At 65.9% G+C, this 15,379-nt stretch carries 21 protein-coding genes; all 21 read right to left on the reverse strand.

What is annotated here, in order from left to right; all coding sequences use genetic code 11:
- Positions 1-24: 24 nt before the first annotated feature.
- Positions 25-756 carry a 3-oxoacyl-[acyl-carrier-protein] reductase gene (gene fabG / locus KA261_14175; GenBank protein MBP7698949.1) on the reverse strand — a complete coding sequence of 244 codons (732 nt, stop codon included), beginning with the start codon at positions 754-756 and terminating at the stop codon, positions 25-27.
- 15 nt (positions 757-771) lie between these two features.
- The gene (gene fabD / locus KA261_14180) at positions 772-1,707 is read right to left on the reverse strand and encodes an ACP S-malonyltransferase (GenBank protein MBP7698950.1); all 936 of its coding nucleotides are present in this window, start codon (positions 1,705-1,707) and stop codon (positions 772-774) included.
- 2 nt (positions 1,708-1,709) lie between these two features.
- Positions 1,710-2,696: a ketoacyl-ACP synthase III gene (locus KA261_14185; GenBank protein ID MBP7698951.1), complete on the reverse strand. Its 987-nt coding sequence runs from the start codon at positions 2,694-2,696 to the stop codon at positions 1,710-1,712.
- On the reverse strand, positions 2,626-3,723 hold the full coding sequence (gene plsX / locus KA261_14190; GenBank protein ID MBP7698952.1) for a phosphate acyltransferase PlsX: 1,098 nt from the start codon (positions 3,721-3,723) through the stop codon (positions 2,626-2,628). The genes KA261_14185 and plsX overlap by 71 nt, the downstream gene beginning before the upstream one ends.
- A gap of 51 nt (positions 3,724-3,774) precedes the next feature.
- Positions 3,775-3,957 carry a 50S ribosomal protein L32 gene (gene rpmF, locus KA261_14195; protein MBP7698953.1) on the reverse strand — a complete coding sequence of 61 codons (183 nt, stop codon included), beginning with the start codon at positions 3,955-3,957 and terminating at the stop codon, positions 3,775-3,777.
- Positions 3,958-3,970: 13 nt separating this feature from the next.
- Positions 3,971-4,495: a DUF177 domain-containing protein gene (locus KA261_14200; GenBank protein MBP7698954.1), complete on the reverse strand. Its 525-nt coding sequence runs from the start codon at positions 4,493-4,495 to the stop codon at positions 3,971-3,973.
- Between the two features lie 124 nt (positions 4,496-4,619).
- Positions 4,620-5,027: an ATP synthase F1 subunit epsilon gene (gene atpC / locus KA261_14205; protein MBP7698955.1), complete on the reverse strand. Its 408-nt coding sequence runs from the start codon at positions 5,025-5,027 to the stop codon at positions 4,620-4,622.
- A 13-nt stretch (positions 5,028-5,040) separates the two neighbouring features.
- Positions 5,041-6,447 (reverse strand): F0F1 ATP synthase subunit beta, encoded by a 1,407-nt coding sequence (atpD, locus tag KA261_14210; protein MBP7698956.1) that lies wholly within the window; start codon positions 6,445-6,447, stop codon positions 5,041-5,043.
- Positions 6,448-6,503: 56 nt separating this feature from the next.
- The gene (gene atpG, locus KA261_14215; protein ID MBP7698957.1) at positions 6,504-7,370 is read right to left on the reverse strand and encodes an ATP synthase F1 subunit gamma; all 867 of its coding nucleotides are present in this window, start codon (positions 7,368-7,370) and stop codon (positions 6,504-6,506) included.
- A 6-nt stretch (positions 7,371-7,376) separates the two neighbouring features.
- Positions 7,377-8,939 carry a F0F1 ATP synthase subunit alpha gene (gene atpA, locus KA261_14220; GenBank protein MBP7698958.1) on the reverse strand — a complete coding sequence of 521 codons (1,563 nt, stop codon included), beginning with the start codon at positions 8,937-8,939 and terminating at the stop codon, positions 7,377-7,379.
- 96 nt (positions 8,940-9,035) lie between these two features.
- Positions 9,036-9,584: a F0F1 ATP synthase subunit delta gene (locus tag KA261_14225; GenBank protein ID MBP7698959.1), complete on the reverse strand. Its 549-nt coding sequence runs from the start codon at positions 9,582-9,584 to the stop codon at positions 9,036-9,038.
- Positions 9,585-9,591: 7 nt separating this feature from the next.
- Positions 9,592-10,074 (reverse strand): F0F1 ATP synthase subunit B, encoded by a 483-nt coding sequence (gene atpF / locus KA261_14230; GenBank protein ID MBP7698960.1) that lies wholly within the window; start codon positions 10,072-10,074, stop codon positions 9,592-9,594.
- A 54-nt stretch (positions 10,075-10,128) separates the two neighbouring features.
- Complete coding sequence (gene atpE / locus KA261_14235) at positions 10,129-10,350, reverse strand: ATP synthase F0 subunit C (protein MBP7698961.1); 222 nt, start codon at positions 10,348-10,350, stop codon at positions 10,129-10,131.
- A gap of 75 nt (positions 10,351-10,425) precedes the next feature.
- Positions 10,426-11,322, reverse strand: a complete 897-nt coding sequence (gene atpB / locus KA261_14240) for a F0F1 ATP synthase subunit A (protein MBP7698962.1) — start codon at positions 11,320-11,322, stop codon at positions 10,426-10,428.
- Entirely contained in the window at positions 11,323-11,739 is a 417-nt protein-coding gene (locus KA261_14245; GenBank protein ID MBP7698963.1) for a hypothetical protein, read from the reverse strand.
- Complete coding sequence (locus KA261_14250; GenBank protein ID MBP7698964.1) at positions 11,732-11,992, reverse strand: AtpZ/AtpI family protein; 261 nt, start codon at positions 11,990-11,992, stop codon at positions 11,732-11,734. The genes KA261_14245 and KA261_14250 overlap by 8 nt, the downstream gene beginning before the upstream one ends.
- Positions 11,993-12,262: 270 nt before the next feature.
- Positions 12,263-12,676, reverse strand: coding sequence for a DUF420 domain-containing protein (locus tag KA261_14255; protein MBP7698965.1), 414 nt, complete (start codon positions 12,674-12,676; stop codon positions 12,263-12,265).
- The gene (locus tag KA261_14260; GenBank protein ID MBP7698966.1) at positions 12,673-13,260 is read right to left on the reverse strand and encodes an SCO family protein; all 588 of its coding nucleotides are present in this window, start codon (positions 13,258-13,260) and stop codon (positions 12,673-12,675) included. The genes KA261_14255 and KA261_14260 overlap by 4 nt, the downstream gene beginning before the upstream one ends.
- A complete protein-coding gene (locus tag KA261_14265) occupies positions 13,257-14,204 on the reverse strand; it encodes a COX15/CtaA family protein (GenBank protein MBP7698967.1) in 948 nt (315 codons plus the stop codon). The genes KA261_14260 and KA261_14265 overlap by 4 nt, the downstream gene beginning before the upstream one ends.
- A gap of 113 nt (positions 14,205-14,317) precedes the next feature.
- A complete protein-coding gene (locus KA261_14270) occupies positions 14,318-14,710 on the reverse strand; it encodes a cytochrome C oxidase subunit IV family protein (GenBank protein ID MBP7698968.1) in 393 nt (130 codons plus the stop codon).
- Between the two features lie 6 nt (positions 14,711-14,716).
- A complete protein-coding gene (locus KA261_14275; protein ID MBP7698969.1) occupies positions 14,717-15,376 on the reverse strand; it encodes a cytochrome c oxidase subunit 3 family protein in 660 nt (219 codons plus the stop codon).
- Positions 15,377-15,379 lie beyond the last annotated feature (3 nt).

Genomic DNA, 15,379 nt, shown 5'->3' on the forward strand with positions numbered 1-15,379 from the left:
ATGGTTGTATGTCTTCAGTCCAGTTCACATGGCCATGCCGCCGTCGACGGCGATCACGTGGCCGGTGATGTAGGCGGCCGCGTCGGACGCCAGGAACATCACGGCGGCGGCGACATCGTCGGGCGTGCCGGCCCGCTTGATCACGCTGCGCTCCAAAAACCGGGCGCGCGCTTCTTCCGGCAGCACCCGGGTCATGTCCGTTTCAATGAACCCGGGTGCGACGGCGTTGACGGTAATGCCGCGCGCCCCCAGTTCTTTGGCCGCGGATTTCGTCAATCCGAGCAGTCCGGCTTTCGACGCCGCGTAGTTGGTCTGACCGGCGTTGCCAAACAATCCGACCACGGAGCTGACGTTAATGATGCGCCCGGAGCGCTGCTTCATCATCACCTTCGCGGCCGATTTCGTGACAAGAAAAGCGCCTTTCAGATTGATGTCAAGCACCATGTCCCAGTCTTTTTCGTCCATCCGCACCAGGAGCGTGTCGCGGGTCACGCCGGCGTTGTTGACCACCACGTCCACGGAACCGAACCGCTCCTGTGCGGCCGCGATCAGGGCTTCGGCGTCGGCGCTGCTGGTCACGTCGGCCCGCACGCCGATGGCCTCGCCCGGCATGGCGGCGGCCGCGGCCGCCAGCGCGGCGTCATCGACGTCGCTGATCACCACGCGGGCGCCGGCGCGGGCGAACCGCTCGGCGATCGCCCGCCCGATGCCGCGGGCGGAACCGGTGACCACGACCGTCTTGCCGCTAAAATCCATCATCTTCCGCCTCCCTCAGGGGCGCTGCAGCGCGCCCAGCGCCTCGATGTCGGCCAGGGTGTCGAGATTGACCGACGTCGTCAGGTTCATGTCACGTCTTGCCAGTCCGGTGAGCACTTTGCCCGGACCGATCTCATACACGGTCGTCACGCCCTCCGCCGCCAGGCAGGCCATCGTCTGCGCCCACTTCACCGGCGCGGTCACCTGCTCGATGAGCAGGCGGCGAATCGTTGCACCGTCAGTCGCCGGCTCGGCGGTCACGTTGGCGATCACGGCGCGGGCGGGAGCGGCGATCGCCAGATCGGCGAGATACGTCCGCAGTCCCTCGCGGGCCGGCTCCATGAGCGGCGAGTGGAAAGCGCCGCCCACCTCGAGCAGCATCGCCCGCTTGGCGCCCGCGCTTTTGGCCAGCTCGATCGCCTTCTCCACTCCCGGCCGGGACCCCGAGACGGCGATCTGGATTCCCGAGTTGTAATTGGCGGGCACGACCACGCCCGCGGCGGCGGCCTCGCGGCAGACCTGCTCGACCTGCGCGGCGCTCAGCCCCATCACGGCGGCCATGGTTCCCGGCTGCTGGCGGCAGGCCTCCTCCATCAGGTGGGCGCGCCGCACGACGGCGCGGATGGCCTGCTCGAACGTCAGGGCGCCGGTGACCGCCAGGGCCCCGTACTCGCCGAGCGAATGCCCGGCGGCGTAATCGAACGCCGGCCGGCCGTCCCCCAGCACCGTCAGCGCCGCCAGCGAGTGCAGCAGGATCGCCGGCTGGGTGAACCGGGTGCGCCTGAGATCCTCGGCCGGCCCCTCGAACGAGAGGCGGGCGATATCGAACTGCATGGCGTCGGCCGCCAGCTCATACAGGCGGCGCACGTCGGCCGAGGCCTCATACAAATCCCGGCCCATCCCGACGTACTGCGAGGCCTGGCCCGGAAAGAACAACGCTGTCTTGCTCATACTCACCACCTCACGAGAGCGGAGCCCCAGATCAGGCCGCCGCCGAAAGCGACAAGGAGGATGTGGTCGCCGGGGTGCAACATCCCCGCGCGGTTCGCCTCGTCCAGGGCCAGCGGCACCGAGGCCGCCGAGGTGTTGCCGTAGCGGTCTATGTTCAGGTACACCCGGTCCATGGATACCTTCATCCGCTTGGCCAGGGCCTCGATGATCCGAATGTTGGCCTGGTGGGGGACGATGAGCGCGATATCGTTCGAGTCGATGCCCGCGTCGGCCACCACCCGCTCGGCGGCGTTCGCCATCTCCCGCACCGCCACCTTGAACACCTCCGAACCGTTCATCACCAGCTTGTCCGAACCGTCGAACGGGAACTCCGGCGTGTAGGGGAAGGCCGTGCCGCCGACTTTCTGCCACAGCAACTGGCTGTACCGGCCGTCGGAGCGCATGAACGACGCGAGCAGGCCGCGCCCGCTGTCGTCGCCGGTGACCACGGCCGCCCCGGCCGCATCGCCGAAGAGGATGCAGGTGCCGCGGTCGTTCCAGTTGGTGATGGAGGAGAGCTTTTCGGCGCCGACGACCAGGGCATTTGTGTGCTGGCCGGAGGAGATGAAGGAGGAGGCGATCGTGAGTCCGCTGATGAACCCGGTGCAGGCGGCCGCGATGTCGAAGGCGACGGCATTCACCAAGCCGAGCCGCTCCTGCACGAGGCAGGCCGTCGCCGGCACCCGGTAATCGGGCGTCACCGTGCCGATTATCACCAGGTCGATCTGGTCGGGGGCCAGATCCGACATCGCCAGCGCCGCGCGTGCGGCCTCCGTCGCCATTTCCGACGTCGCCGTGCCGTTCGCCGCAATCCGGCGCTCCCGGATTCCCGTGCGGGTGACGATCCACTCGTCGGAGGTGTCGATGGTCTTTTCGAACTCAGCGTTCGTCAGGCGCCGAGGCGGTACATACGACCCAGTCCCGATTATCCTTGCTTTTATTTGCCCCATTCGTGTTTCCCAGTTGATTCGTGAGTAGTTCTTCGTGGATGCGCTCCCGGATTCCCTTGGCGGCCATCTCGTAGGCGGCGAGGACGGCGTTCTGGATGGCGAGCGAACTGGACGAGCCGTGGCAGATGATTACGGTGCCGTCGACGCCCAGGAGCGGTGCGCCGCCCGACTGCGCGTAGTCGAACTGCTTGGCCATGCGGCGCAAAAACGGCAGAAGCAGGAAGGCGCCGATGCGGGAGAAAATGTTGGTCTGGATCTGGCGCTGCACGGCCTTGGCGAGCATCGGCTGCACCGACTCCGCGAACTTGAGCAGGATGTTCCCGGTAAACCCGTCCGTCACCCCTACGTCGACCGTCCCCGACAGAATGTCCCGACCCTCGATGTTCCCGACGAAGTTGATGTGCGAGGCCGCCAGCAGCTTGCGGGCCGAGAACACCAGGTCGTTCCCCTTACTCCGCTCCTCGCCGATCGAGATGAGGCCGACACGCGGGGCCTCAAGGTTGAACATGATGCTCGAGTAGATGCTGCCCATGACCGCGAACTGCGACAGGTGGGTCGGCTTGCAGTCGACATTCGCGCCGCAGTCGAGCAGCACGAGCGGCCGGCCGGTGGAGGTCGGAAACATGGTCGTGATGGCGGGGCGCATCACGCCCTCGATGCGGCCCAGCGTTAACAGTGCGGTCGCCATCACCGCCCCGGTGTTGCCCGGCGACACGAACGCATCGGCCCGTCGCTCGCGGACTTCCCGGAGGCCGACCGCCACCGAGCTGTCGCGCATGCGGGCGCCATCGGTGGCCGCGATGGTCATGGGAACTTCGGTCTCGGCGTGGAGAACCCCGACCGCGGGGGGGACGTTGACCGTGCCGGCGAGGACGCGATCGATGGTCGGGCGGTGGCCGACGAGCACGACGCGCGCGGCCGGACCGATCAGGCGGGCGGCCTCGATCCCGCCGGCAATGATCCCCTCGGGGCCATGGTCTGCTCCCATGACGTCCAGCAGAATCGTGTGTGCGCTATCGGTCGCCATCGACTCGACTCGTTGCCGGCGCGGCCGCGCGCCGGCGACATCCGCAGCGTATTACGCTTCTTTCGGCTGAATGATCGGGCGGCCGTTGTAGTATCCGCAGTGCGTGCACACGTGGTGCGGAAGCCGCGGCTGGTGGCAGTGCGGGCACTCGCTCACGTTCGGCGCGCTCAACTTCCAGTGCGTGCGGCGCTTGCGGCCGCGCGTGCGGGAGTGTCGTCTCTTGGGAAGTGGCATCTCGTTTCCTCTGTCAATCGCTCTCGCCGCGCAGGTCTCTGAGCTTGTTCCAGCGCGGGTCGACGTCATCGAACGCACAGTCGCAGGTCTGTTCGTTCCGGTTTATTTTGCACTTCGGGCAGAGCCCCTTGCAGTCCTCGCGGCACAGCGGCGTCATGGGCAAAGCCACAATGACCGCCTGCCGGACCGGCTCGCCGAGGTCCACCTCGAGCGACCGCCCTTCGTAGAACACATACTCCTCGTCGTCCTCGGCCTCGGCGTGGGCCTCGACCCAGGTATCGTACGAGCACACGATGAAATCGGTCTCTCCATGCAGTTGCTCCTCAAACCGGACCAGACAGCGGGAGCACTCGACCCCAACCTCGGCCGCGACCTGCCCCTGGCAGAAGAACTCCTCGCCGGACTTCTGAATATCCAGGTCAACCGTGACGCGGCCGACCTCAACAACACCCGGGTAGTCTACGGGCAAGGTCCCCGGCTCGGCCTCTAAACAGACATGGGCGGGAAAAGTTTCGAAATCCCGCAGTACCAATTTCATAGCCTTGTAGTGTACAGGACCGGAGCCCCCAAGTCAAGGGAGAAAACGTCGGCCTAACCGACCGCTGTACTTGGCCTTACCGCGTCGGTCGGGCCCCGCCCCCTGGCCTCCCGCCGCCGGCCGCTCAGCGCCGCGCCTCGTAGACGCGGATTCGGTTGCGCGCCCGCTCGATCGCGTCCGGCAGGCCGCCGAGGTCGGTCCCCGGCTTCGCCTGCGCCGCCGCCAGCGCCTGCTGGTTCCGCTCAAGAGCCGCCCGCGCCCGGGCGATGTCGATCTCCTCCGCCCATTCCACCGCGTCCGCCAGCAGCGTCGCCGTGTTGTGCGACACCTCGAGGAACCCCCCCGACACCGCCATCACCCGCACCTTGTCGGCGGCGTCCCGGAACTCGATCTTCCCCGGCTTGAGGGCGGTGATCAGCGGGGCGTGGTCGGAGAGGATGCCGAGGTACCCCTCGCTCCCCGGCACCACCAGCGACCGGATTTCGGCCTCGAAAAAGACTTTCTCGGGCGTGACTATCGAGAGTGTGAACATCGTCCCCGCCGCTTCACTTCCTGGACTTCTCGTACCGGTCGAGCACTTCGTCGATGCCGCCGGCCATGTAGAACTGCTGTTCGCCGACGTGATCCAGCTCGCCGTCGATGATCATCCTGAAGCCCCGGATGGTGTCCTCGATCTTCACGTACACCCCCTTGCGGCCGGTGAAGGCTTCCGCGACAAAGAACGGCTGGGACAGAAAGCGCTGGATTTTCCGCGCCCGGGACACCGTGATCTTGTCCTCTTCCGAGAGTTCGTCGATGCCCAGGATGGCGATGATGTCCTGGAGGTCTTTGTAGCGCTGGAGGATTTTCTGCACCGCCCGCGCGACGGCGTAGTGCTCCTCCCCCACGATCTGGGGGTCGAGGATGCGCGAGGTCGAATCGAGCGGATCCACCGCCGGGTAGAGGCCCAGTTCGGCGATCTGGCGCGAGAGCACGGTGGTCGCGTCGAGGTGGGCGAAGGTGGTCGCCGGCGCCGGGTCGGTCAGGTCGTCGGCCGGCACGTAAATGGCCTGGACCGACGTAATCGAACCGGCTTTGGTCGAGGTGATCCGCTCCTGCAGACCGCCCATTTCCGTGCCCAGGGTCGGCTGGTAGCCCACCGCCGAGGGCATGCGCCCGAGGAGCGCCGAGACCTCGCTGCCCGCCTGGACGAAGCGGAAGATGTTGTCGATGAAGATGAGCACATCCTGGCCCTCTTCGTCGCGGAAGTACTCGGCCATCGTCAGTCCCGACAGGCCGATCCGCAGGCGGGCGCCCGGCGGCTCGTTCATCTGTCCGAACACCATGGCCGTCCGGTTGATCACCCCCGACTCGGTCATTTCCAGCCAGAGGTCGTTCCCCTCGCGGGTCCGCTCGCCGACCCCGCAGAACACCGAGTAGCCGCCGTGCTCGGTGGCGATGTTGTGGATCAGTTCCTGGATGATGACGGTTTTGCCGACGCCCGCGCCGCCGAACATGCCCACCTTGCCCCCCTTCACGTACGGTTCGAGCAGGTCGATCACCTTGATCCCGGTCTCGAACATCTCCGCCTTGGTCGCCTGTTCCTCGAACGGCGGGGCGGGGCGGTGGATGGGCAGCCGTTTGCGCGGCTCTTTGACTTCTCCCTTGGAGTCGATCGGCCGTCCGAGCAGGTCGAACACGCGGCCGAGGACCTGGTCGCCGACCGGCACGGTGATCGGGCTGCCGCTGTCGATGGCCGGCATGCCGCGCACCAGGCCGTCGGTCGAGGCCAGCGCCACGCACCGGACGATTTTGTCGCCGACGTGCATGGAGGCTTCGACAGTCAGATCGATATTTCTCGCCTGATCGACAATTCGGATGGCGTTGAGGATGTTCGGGAGCGCGTCCGAGCGGAACTCGCAGTCCACCGTCGGCCCGATTACCTGCACCACCCTGCCAATGTTTTCAGCCATTGAGATAACTCCGCATCTATGTCACATCATTCTCTTCGCGTGAATCCGCCCCGGCCTCATCCTTTCAGCGCCTCCGCCCCCGAGACCACTTCGAGCAGTTCTTTGGTGATCTGGGCCTGCCGCGCCTTGTTGTAGTCGAGGGTGAGCCGGTCGATCATCTCCCCGGCGTTTTTCGTCGCCGCGTTCATGGCGATCATCCGGCTGCCCAGCTCGCTCGCGAACGACTCCACGAGGGCGGTGACGAACATCGTCGTCGCGTAGCTCGGCATGAGCGCCGCGTAGATGTGCTCGGCATCCGGCTCGAAGATGTAGTCGGCGCCGCCCGGCGCCGCCGCCCCGACCGCCGGCGGCCGGATGGGGAGATAGCTCTGCAGCGTGATCCGGTACTTGCTGAGCGAGAGAAACCGGGTGTAGAGCAGGTCAATGCGGTCGGTCTCGCCGCTCACAAAGCGGTGGGTGAGGAAGCCGACAATGTCGCGCGCCTTGCCGTAATCGAGCGTCGTGTTGAAACCGGGGTGCGCCCCGACCACCGCCTGCGGGCGGCGGCGGAAATAGTCGTACCCCTTCTTGCCGATGACGACCAGTTCGGTCGCGACCGCCGTGTGGTCGCGGAGCCAGGCGAGCGTGTCGCGGATGATGTTGGCGTTGTAGGAGCCGCAGAAGCCGCGGTCGCCCGTGAAAAGCACGAGCGTCCTCTTCCTGACCGGGCGCTCCTCGAAATACGGGTGGACAATCTCGTTACTCGATCCCGCCGCCAGGTGGGCCAGCATCTCTTCCAACTTGTCGGCGTACGGCCGGGTCTGTTCGACCTTCTGCTGGGCCCGCCGGAGCTTCGCCGCGGCCACCATCTCCATCGCCCCCGTGATGCGCCGGGTCGAGCGGACGGAGCGGATTCTCTTCTTGACGTCGCGCAGTGTGGGCATGCGTCGCTACACCTGTTTGTGCGGTCCCGGTCCGGCCGCCGCCGGGGCGGCGCCCGGCGCCGAGGCTGCAAACTGCGCCTTGAACTTCGCCACCGCCGCCTGCAGCTCTTTCTCCGTCGACTCCGAAATCTTCTTCTCTTTGCTCAGGTTGTGGGCGATGTCCGGGAATTCTTTCTCGCAGAAGGCGAGGAATTCGGCCTCGAACGTCTTGACCGCCTCGGCCGGCACGTCGTCGAGATACCCCTTGGTCCCCACCCAGATGATCATCACCTGGTGCTCGACCGACATCGGCACGTACTGCCCCTGTTTGAGGAGCTCGACCATTTTGCGCCCGCGGTTGAGCTGGCGGAGCGTCGCCTCGTCGAGGTCCGACCCGAACTGGGTGAAGGCCTCGAGCTCGCGGAACTGGGCGAGATCGAGCTTGAGCGACCCGGCCACCTGCTTCATCATCTTGGTCTGGGCGTTGCCGCCCACGCGGGACACCGAGATGCCCACGTTGATGGCGGGGCGGACGCCGGCAAAGAACAGCTCGCCCTCGAGGAAAATCTGGCCGTCGGTGATCGAAATCACGTTGGTCGGAATGTAGGCCGACACGTCGCCGGCCTGCGTCTCGATAATGGGCAGGGCCGTGAGCGACCCGCCGCCGTGTTTTTCGTTCAGCTTGGCGGCGCGCTCGAGCAGCCGCGAGTGGGTGTAGAAGATGTCGCCGGGGTAGGCTTCGCGGCCCGGCGGGCGGCGCAGCAAGAGCGACAGCTGGCGGTACGACTGGGCCTGCTTGGACAGGTCGTCGTACACCACCAGGGCGTGCTTGCCGTTGTACATGAACTCCTCGCCCATGGCGCAGCCGGCGTAGGGGGCGATGTACTGCAGCGGGGCCGGGTCGGTGGCGGTCGCCGCCACGACCGTCGTGTACTCCATCGCCCCGTACCTGCGCAGCGTCTCCACCACCTGCGCCACCGTCGAGGCCTTCTGGCCGATCGCGACGTAGATGCAGTAGACGTCGGAATGGCGCTGGTTGATGATCGTGTCGATCACGAGCGCCGTCTTGCCGGTCTGGCGGTCGCCGATCACGAGCTCGCGCTGGCCGCGCCCGATCGGGATCATCGAGTCGATCGCCTTCAACCCCGTCTGGAGCGGTTCTTTCACCGGCTGGCGGTCGACCACGCCCGGCGCGTGGCCCTCGATCACGCGGAACTTGTCGGTGACAATCGGCCCCTTGCCGTCGAGCGGCTGGCCGAGCGGGTTCACCACCCGCCCCAGCAGGGCCTCGCCGACCGGGACGCTGGCGACGCGGCCGGTCCGCCGCACCGTGTCCCCCTCGTGAATGTGCGTATCGGAGCCGAAGATGGCGGCGCCGACATTGTCTTCTTCGAGATTGAGCACGAGGCCCATGATGTCGCCGGGAAACTCGATCAGCTCGGACATCTGGACATCCTCGAGCCCCCAGATGCGCGCGATCCCGTCGCCCACCTGGAGTACGGTTCCGACGGATTCCATTTCGAGCCTGGTTTCGTACTTCTCCAGCTCTTTCTTGATGACCGATGTAACTTCTTCAGGGTTGAGACCCATCTTCGTACTCCTGTCTTAACCGCACCGCCATCGCCGCATCCGGGCGGGGCCGCGCCGCCGCCCCGCGCGCGTCGCATGGGGCGGCGCCTGCGGCGGTCAGTTCACTTTCACCTTCAAAAGCTGCTCCTCGATCAGCCCCAGCCCGTGCCGGATCGAGCCGTCGATAATCTCGTTGTGCAAAATGACGATCAGGCCGCCGAGGATGGCCGGATCGATCCGCACCTCCAGCCGGATCTGCAGGCCCGTCTTGGCCGACAGCCGGCCGACCAGGTTCTCCCGCTCCGGGCCGGACAGCGGCACGGCCGAGATCACCCGGGCCCGCCCGATCCCCTTGGCCTTCTCCACCCGCTCGACGAACTCGTCGATGATCTCGACCAGGTAGTTTATGCGGTGCTTGCCGACCAGCACGACGAGGAACTCGACAAACAGCCGTTGCAGCCGGCTGCCGAACACCGTCCTGAGCAGTTCGATCTTGTGCTCGTCGAGCACCTGCGGGGCGGTGAGGAAATTGAGCAGGGTCCGATCGGCGCGGACAACGGTCCGCAGGTCGGCCATCTGGCTGTACCCGGCGTCGAGCAGTCCCTTCTCGCGGGCCGCGTCAAAGAGCGCGTGGGCGTAGCGTTGAGCGACTTCCTGTGCCAGCATAGCCGCCTCAGGCCTTTTCGACGCTGTCGATGAAGCGGCCGATCAGCTGGCGGTGCCGGGCGTCATCGAGTTTTTCGCGGAGCAGTTTTTCGGCGGCGCCCATGGTGATGGCCACCATCTGCTCTTTGAGTTCGACCCGCGCCTTGGCCACCTCGCGCTCGAGATCGGTGCGGGCTTTCTGGGCAATCTCCCGGGCCTCGTCGCGGGCCTGGGCCTTGAGATCCTCGGCGATCCTCTTGCCCTCCGTCACCGCCTCGACCAGTTTCTGCCGCCGCTCCGATTCGATCTGCTTGAGCTTGGCCTCGTACTCGGCCGCCATCGCGGCCACCTTGCCCTTCTCCTTCTCGATCGTCTCGAATTCGCCGGCGATCCGGGACCGGCGCTCCTCCATGATGTTCATGAGCGGTCCCCAGGCGTACCGCTTGAGGATCCACACCGTGAGGAGGAACCCGAGCGCGTGTGTCAGTATTTGCTGCAGTTCGAAATTCATAGTATCACCAAGCTCCTAGGTTGAGACCGGAAGCCGGCGCCCCGACACACGTTTTCAACCGCCGATTTTGCCGCTGGCCAGGATGTAGACGATGAACACATAGATGGTGAGCGCCTCGATGAAGGCGGCACCGATGATCATCGCCGTCTGGATTTTGCCCGCCGCTTCCGGCTGCCGGCCGATCGCTTCCATCGCCGAACCCACGGCGCGCCCGATCCCCAGACCGGACCCGATCGCCGCCAGGCCCACCGCCAGGGGAGCCGCCAGACCCAACATCGCCTGATAATCCATCACATCCTCCTTTTACCGCTTGAAACCGTATGGTCCATCGTTCGTTCTGCCGCGTGTGCCTCAGTGCGCCGCCTCGTCGTGCGGCAGCATGAGGAGTATGTAAATCGTCGACAACAGCGTGAACACGAGCGCCTGGATCGTCGACAGCAAGAGCCCCAGGAAATAGAACGGGATCTGCAGCGGGACGCCCACCGGGGAGAAGCTGATCAGCATGATGCCCAGTGTCACGAAGACGGCGATGAGCGTGTCCTCGCCGGTGATGTTCCCGAACAGACGGAGCGACAGCGAGAACGGCTTGGCCAACTCGCCGATAATGTGCAGCGGGAACATGATGATCACCATCGACCACCCCACCGCCCCGACCGGGCTGCCCGCCAGGTGGTACAGGTAACCGCCGATCCCCAGCCTCCGTATCCCCGTCCACTGCGCATAGAGAAACACCAGCACCGCCATCGAGGCCGTGATGTTGATGCTCGTCGAAGGCGAGTGGCCCAGCGGAATCATCCCGATCCAGTTGAGCGCGAGAATATAGAAAAAGAGCGTCCCGAGAAACGGAAGGTACTTTCGGGTCTCATGGCCGAGGATCGAGTAGATGAAGTTGTACATCGACTCGACGCACCACTCCAGAAAATTCTGCAGCCGTCCGGGTATCATCTGCCGCCGGCGGTAGACGGACATGGCGACGATTGTGAAAAAGATCGCAACCACAAACGCGAAAAAGACATTGATCCAGTGTTCGAGGAACCGCACCCAGGCCACGTCCTCGATGCCGAAGGCCCAACCGATCAGCCAGATGAGGCTGGGCAGGTGCGGCGGTCCGGCATGCGCCCCGCCCGCGGCATGGCCGTCGGAGACGGCGGCGCCGTGGCCCCCCGCCTCCGCCGACACGCCCGCCGCCAGCGCGGGCGCGTACTTGGCCGCGGTCGTGGCGACGACTGTGAGATAGTAGGCGAGCATTTACACCGCCCTCTGCAGTTGCCCGCGTTTCCCGGCCGAGCGGTCGGCGCCCAAGAGCGCGCGGGCGGCCACCTTGAGCACCATCACCGCCAGGGGAACCGAGAACCCGGCCAGCAGCGCCAGGGGGCCGAAGAGCGGCGTCGTGGCGAGAAAGTAGCCGGACGCGTAGAGCAGCGGAAACTTCACCAGCGCCACGCCGGCCACCTCCATCTTGTTGGCCCCCCCGGGGCGAATCGCCGCGCGCACCAGGCGCGTCAACAGCATCAGGTTCACCATCCCCCACACGCCTCCTGACAGCACCGCCACCGTCGGGTAGATCCCGGCGTAGTAGATGCCGAAGGGGACGAAGATCAGGAGCACCAGCCCCGTCGTCTTCAGCGTCCGATTGATGAAACCGAGGTCGATCGTCTCATTCATGGCGTTTTTCCGAATCGTCCGCCGACGCCTTCCGCACCACCTGGACAATCTCCAGCGCTGCGGCGGCGACGCCCATCAGCACCCCCAGGGCGGCGAGGTACGGCTCCGTCCCCAGCTTCCGATCGGCCCAGTTGCCGATCAGATACCCGACAAGCACCCCGCCCAGCAAAAGGAACGGGACGGCTGTCAGCAGGCCTATCTGGCGGAGGTCCCGGCCAGGCTGATCGTCGGGACCCGACGACAACAATCCCATCTCAGCCTGCCTGCGAAAATTCAGGATGCCAATATATCCCGGTGCGCACTACTGTCAACTGATTTTTTTGGCGTTGTGCGGCCCGTTTCCGTATGAGAAAGGATCTTTCAGTCACAATTCCCCTCTGATAATCGGCTATTTCCAAACGACATACTATTGTTCAACCTGGGTCGCCTTACGCCACAATGAGACGACCGTGCGCCTGCCGGTATGTGACAAATGGCGCAAGCGGAGACCCGCGCGAAAGAACCGTCCTTGAGAATAATTTCACTAAATGCCATACAACATCAGGTAAATGGCCACCCCGCTCACCGAGACGAACAGCCAAACCGGCCACACCCACCGCGTGATCCGGACGTGCCGGTCGAACCGCCGCCGCCACGCGTGCCGGACCGCCAGCAGGATGAACGGGACCATCACGCCCGCCAGGATCACGTGCGGGATGAGGATGCCGAAATAGACCGGCCGCGTCCAGTCGTGCCGCGGATAGGGGACCGAGCCGACCCGGGCGTGGTAGACCAGGTAACTTGCGAGAAACAGCGCCGACGTCGCCAGCGCGGCGAGCATGAACCTCCTGTGGATGTCCGCCCGCCCCCGTTTGACCGCCGCGTACCCCGCCAGCAGCAGCAGCGTGCTCGTCCCGTTGAGGACGGCATTGAGGGAGGGGAGGTCGGCGGCGCTCATGGCAGGTCGTCCAGCAGTTCGCGGAGGTGCGTGCGCAGCACGTCCACGCTGGCCGCATCCGTCCCCGAGTAGTACGCCCGGATCCGGTGCCGGCCGTCGACCAGCGCGAACCGCGTGCTGTGATTGCCCGGAAGATCATCCGCCGCGAGCATGAAGTAGGTCTCCGAGATGCGCACGATCGAGTCGAGTGGACCGGTGAGAAACACCCAGCGCCGGTCGCTGACCCCGAACCGGGCGGCGTAGTCGGCCAGCCGGGCCGTCGAATCCGCCTCCGGGTCGACCGTGATCGACACGAACTGCACCCGGTCGGTCTCCGCAAAGGCCCGGTAGAGGTCGGCGAAGTGGCCGTTCATGATCGGGCAGGGTCCCCGGCAGCCGGTGAAGAAGAACTCGACCACGCTGAGCTTGTCGGTCAGGTCGGCATCGGTGAACGGCTCGCCGAACTGGTCGGTCAGCGTGAACGGTCCCACCGTGCCGAGAACGGGCAACTCGGACCGCGCTTTGTCGGCCTGGTAGAGGGTGACGAGGGCGACCCCGCCGAGCACCGCCGCCAGAATCACCCCGATCGTGATAATCTTGCTCATCCTCTCATCTCCCCGGCCGGCACCGGTCCGGGCTGCCGCGCGGCGGCCAGGGCCAGCAGGAGCGTGCCGATATAGAGCGAGGCGATCCACAGGTGGAAGACCTGGACGACCGGCGGGATGTCCCAGAAAATGAACGTCAGACCGCTGAGGATCTGCAATCCCACGAGCACCATGGCGGCGACCGCGGCCTGCCGCACCGCGGGCGCGCTCCCGCCGGGGGCGCGCAGCAACCCGCGCCCGGTCCACCAGGTCACGGCCGCGACCACGATTCCCAGCGCCATGTGGAGATGGCTCACCGCCCCGATCGCCATGATCGCTTTCGCCGCCGACCAGGCCGGATGGTCCTCGCGCATCGCCTCGAGCCCTTCCCGCACCCGCGTGCCGAGCATCACCTGAACGATGGCCAGCCCCCAGAGCAGAAGGAGCCGGCGCTGCGCCCAGGCGGCCAGGCCCTCCCCCGCCTCGCGCGGGTGGACTTGCCGATAGGCGCCCGCCGCCGCCCAGATGAGGAGGCTGACAATCACGAGCGCGAGGACCGTGTGCACCGTCACTACCAGCGGCGCGAGCTCCGAGGTGATGACCGCTCTCCCCTGCCACCCCTGGAGCGCCGTGAGCAGGCCGGCCGCGACCGCCGGCCACAGGATCCCGGGCGTCCGGCGCGCCCGCACAAGCGCCAGCACGGCGGTGGCCGCGATCAGCAGGCCGACTATCACGCCCGAAAGCCGGTTGGTGTACTCGATCCAGGCGAGCGTGAAATTGAACCGGCTCGGGTCGATGTCGGGGGGGAGCTGGCTGACGTCGGTCGGGGGCATCCAGCGGCCGAAACACTTCGGCCAGTCGGGGCAGCCCAGCCCGGCGCCGGACACGCGCACCAGGCCGCCGATGAAAATGAGCACGTAGGTTGCGATGGTGGATACCAGCGCCATGCGCCAGAGCGACTTCATAGACCCTTCCACTTCTAACGGCCGCCGGCTGCGCCGCGCCCCGGGCCGCAGCGCTTTCCCGATACTACCGCCGATTCAATCGGGGCGCAAGCTTTTCCTGCCCGGCCGGCGACTCAGCCCCCCGCGGCCGCCGTATCCGCCGATGGCGCCGCCTGCCGATAAATGACCGCCTCGGGGATGATCGGCGATTGCTTCTCGGGATCCACGTGCCCGCGGGTCATCGTGTCGGACATCGTCAGCACGATGAACACGGCCAGGAAGACCACGGCCGTGATGAACACCGCCGCGTACACTTTGCTGTCGTACTTCAGGTGCATGAAGAACAGCGCCACCAGGCCCGCTTTAACCGCCGCCACCGCCATCGCCACCACCAGGTTGAGGGCCCCGAAGTGGAACCGGGCGATGAAGACGGTGAGTGCGGTCAGCACCAGGAGCGCTGCGAAGACGCCGAAGTAGACGCGCAGCGGGAGAACGTGTTCCGTATGTACGTGTGTCGCGCTCGCCATAGCCGTTCACCCCACGAGATAGAACAAGGGAAAGAGGAAAATCCAGATCAAATCGACCAGGTGCCAGTACAGGCCGGTGAGCTCGACCGGCGTGTAGTACTCGGCCGAGAAATGGTTTCTCAGCGTGCGGGCGAGCACCCAGGTGATGACGCCCATGCCGACCAGAACGTGGATGCCGTGCAGCCCGGTCATGAGGAAGTACACGCTGAAGAACACGTGCGGGTTGGTCCCCTCCATGCCCTGGAACGTGTAGAACTTGCCCGGCAGCTGCCCCTCGTGAAACTTGTGCGCGTACTCGAAATACTTGATCACGAGGAAGGTCCCCGCCAGGGCGAGAGTCGCCGCGAGATTGGCCGCCGCCGCCCGCCGGTTGTCCATCTGGAGGAACCGGATCGCCAGCGCCACCGTGAGCGAACTCGTGATGAGCACGAGGGTGTTGACCGTGCCGCGCGTCGTGTTGAGGAAGGCGTGCCCGTTGTGGAATATCTCCGGGTTCCAGGCGCGGTAGACGGCGTAGGCGCAGAACAGCCCGCCGAAGAGGAGGACCTCGGTCAGCAGGAAGATCCACATTCCGAGCTTGGCCGAGTCTTTCTGCTGGGCCGGGTCGCTGAAGTGGTGGGCCAGGTGTTTCGGGTGCCCGTGGCCGGCCGCCCCCGGCGCTTCCATCCG

It is taken from the genome of Candidatus Zixiibacteriota bacterium, from assembly GCA_017999435.1.
Taxonomy (GTDB): Bacteria; Zixibacteria; MSB-5A5; order GN15; family FEB-12; genus JAGNLV01.

Coding starts and splice junctions, on each gene's coding strand:
- fabG (MBP7698949.1), bottom strand. CDS start 756: ATGGATTTTAGCGGCAAGACGGTCGTGGTCACCGGTTCCGCCCGCGGC.
- fabD (MBP7698950.1), bottom strand. CDS start 1,707: ATGAGCAAGACAGCGTTGTTCTTTCCGGGCCAGGCCTCGCAGTACGTC.
- KA261_14185 (MBP7698951.1), bottom strand. CDS start 2,696: ATGGGGCAAATAAAAGCAAGGATAATCGGGACTGGGTCGTATGTACCG.
- plsX (MBP7698952.1), bottom strand. CDS start 3,723: ATGGCGACCGATAGCGCACACACGATTCTGCTGGACGTCATGGGAGCA.
- rpmF (MBP7698953.1), bottom strand. CDS start 3,957: ATGCCACTTCCCAAGAGACGACACTCCCGCACGCGCGGCCGCAAGCGC.
- KA261_14200 (MBP7698954.1), bottom strand. CDS start 4,495: ATGAAATTGGTACTGCGGGATTTCGAAACTTTTCCCGCCCATGTCTGT.
- atpC (MBP7698955.1), bottom strand. CDS start 5,027: ATGTTCACACTCTCGATAGTCACGCCCGAGAAAGTCTTTTTCGAGGCC.
- atpD (MBP7698956.1), bottom strand. CDS start 6,447: ATGGCTGAAAACATTGGCAGGGTGGTGCAGGTAATCGGGCCGACGGTG.
- atpG (MBP7698957.1), bottom strand. CDS start 7,370: ATGCCCACACTGCGCGACGTCAAGAAGAGAATCCGCTCCGTCCGCTCG.
- atpA (MBP7698958.1), bottom strand. CDS start 8,939: ATGGGTCTCAACCCTGAAGAAGTTACATCGGTCATCAAGAAAGAGCTG.
- KA261_14225 (MBP7698959.1), bottom strand. CDS start 9,584: ATGCTGGCACAGGAAGTCGCTCAACGCTACGCCCACGCGCTCTTTGAC.
- atpF (MBP7698960.1), bottom strand. CDS start 10,074: ATGAATTTCGAACTGCAGCAAATACTGACACACGCGCTCGGGTTCCTC.
- atpE (MBP7698961.1), bottom strand. CDS start 10,350: ATGTTGGGTCTGGCGGCTCCCCTGGCGGTGGGCCTGGCGGCGATCGGG.
- atpB (MBP7698962.1), bottom strand. CDS start 11,322: ATGCTCGCCTACTATCTCACAGTCGTCGCCACGACCGCGGCCAAGTAC.
- KA261_14245 (MBP7698963.1), bottom strand. CDS start 11,739: ATGAATGAGACGATCGACCTCGGTTTCATCAATCGGACGCTGAAGACG.
- KA261_14250 (MBP7698964.1), bottom strand. CDS start 11,992: ATGGGATTGTTGTCGTCGGGTCCCGACGATCAGCCTGGCCGGGACCTC.
- KA261_14255 (MBP7698965.1), bottom strand. CDS start 12,676: ATGAGCGCCGCCGACCTCCCCTCCCTCAATGCCGTCCTCAACGGGACG.
- KA261_14260 (MBP7698966.1), bottom strand. CDS start 13,260: ATGAGCAAGATTATCACGATCGGGGTGATTCTGGCGGCGGTGCTCGGC.
- KA261_14265 (MBP7698967.1), bottom strand. CDS start 14,204: ATGAAGTCGCTCTGGCGCATGGCGCTGGTATCCACCATCGCAACCTAC.
- KA261_14270 (MBP7698968.1), bottom strand. CDS start 14,710: ATGGCGAGCGCGACACACGTACATACGGAACACGTTCTCCCGCTGCGC.
- KA261_14275 (MBP7698969.1), bottom strand. CDS start 15,376: ATGGAAGCGCCGGGGGCGGCCGGCCACGGGCACCCGAAACACCTGGCC.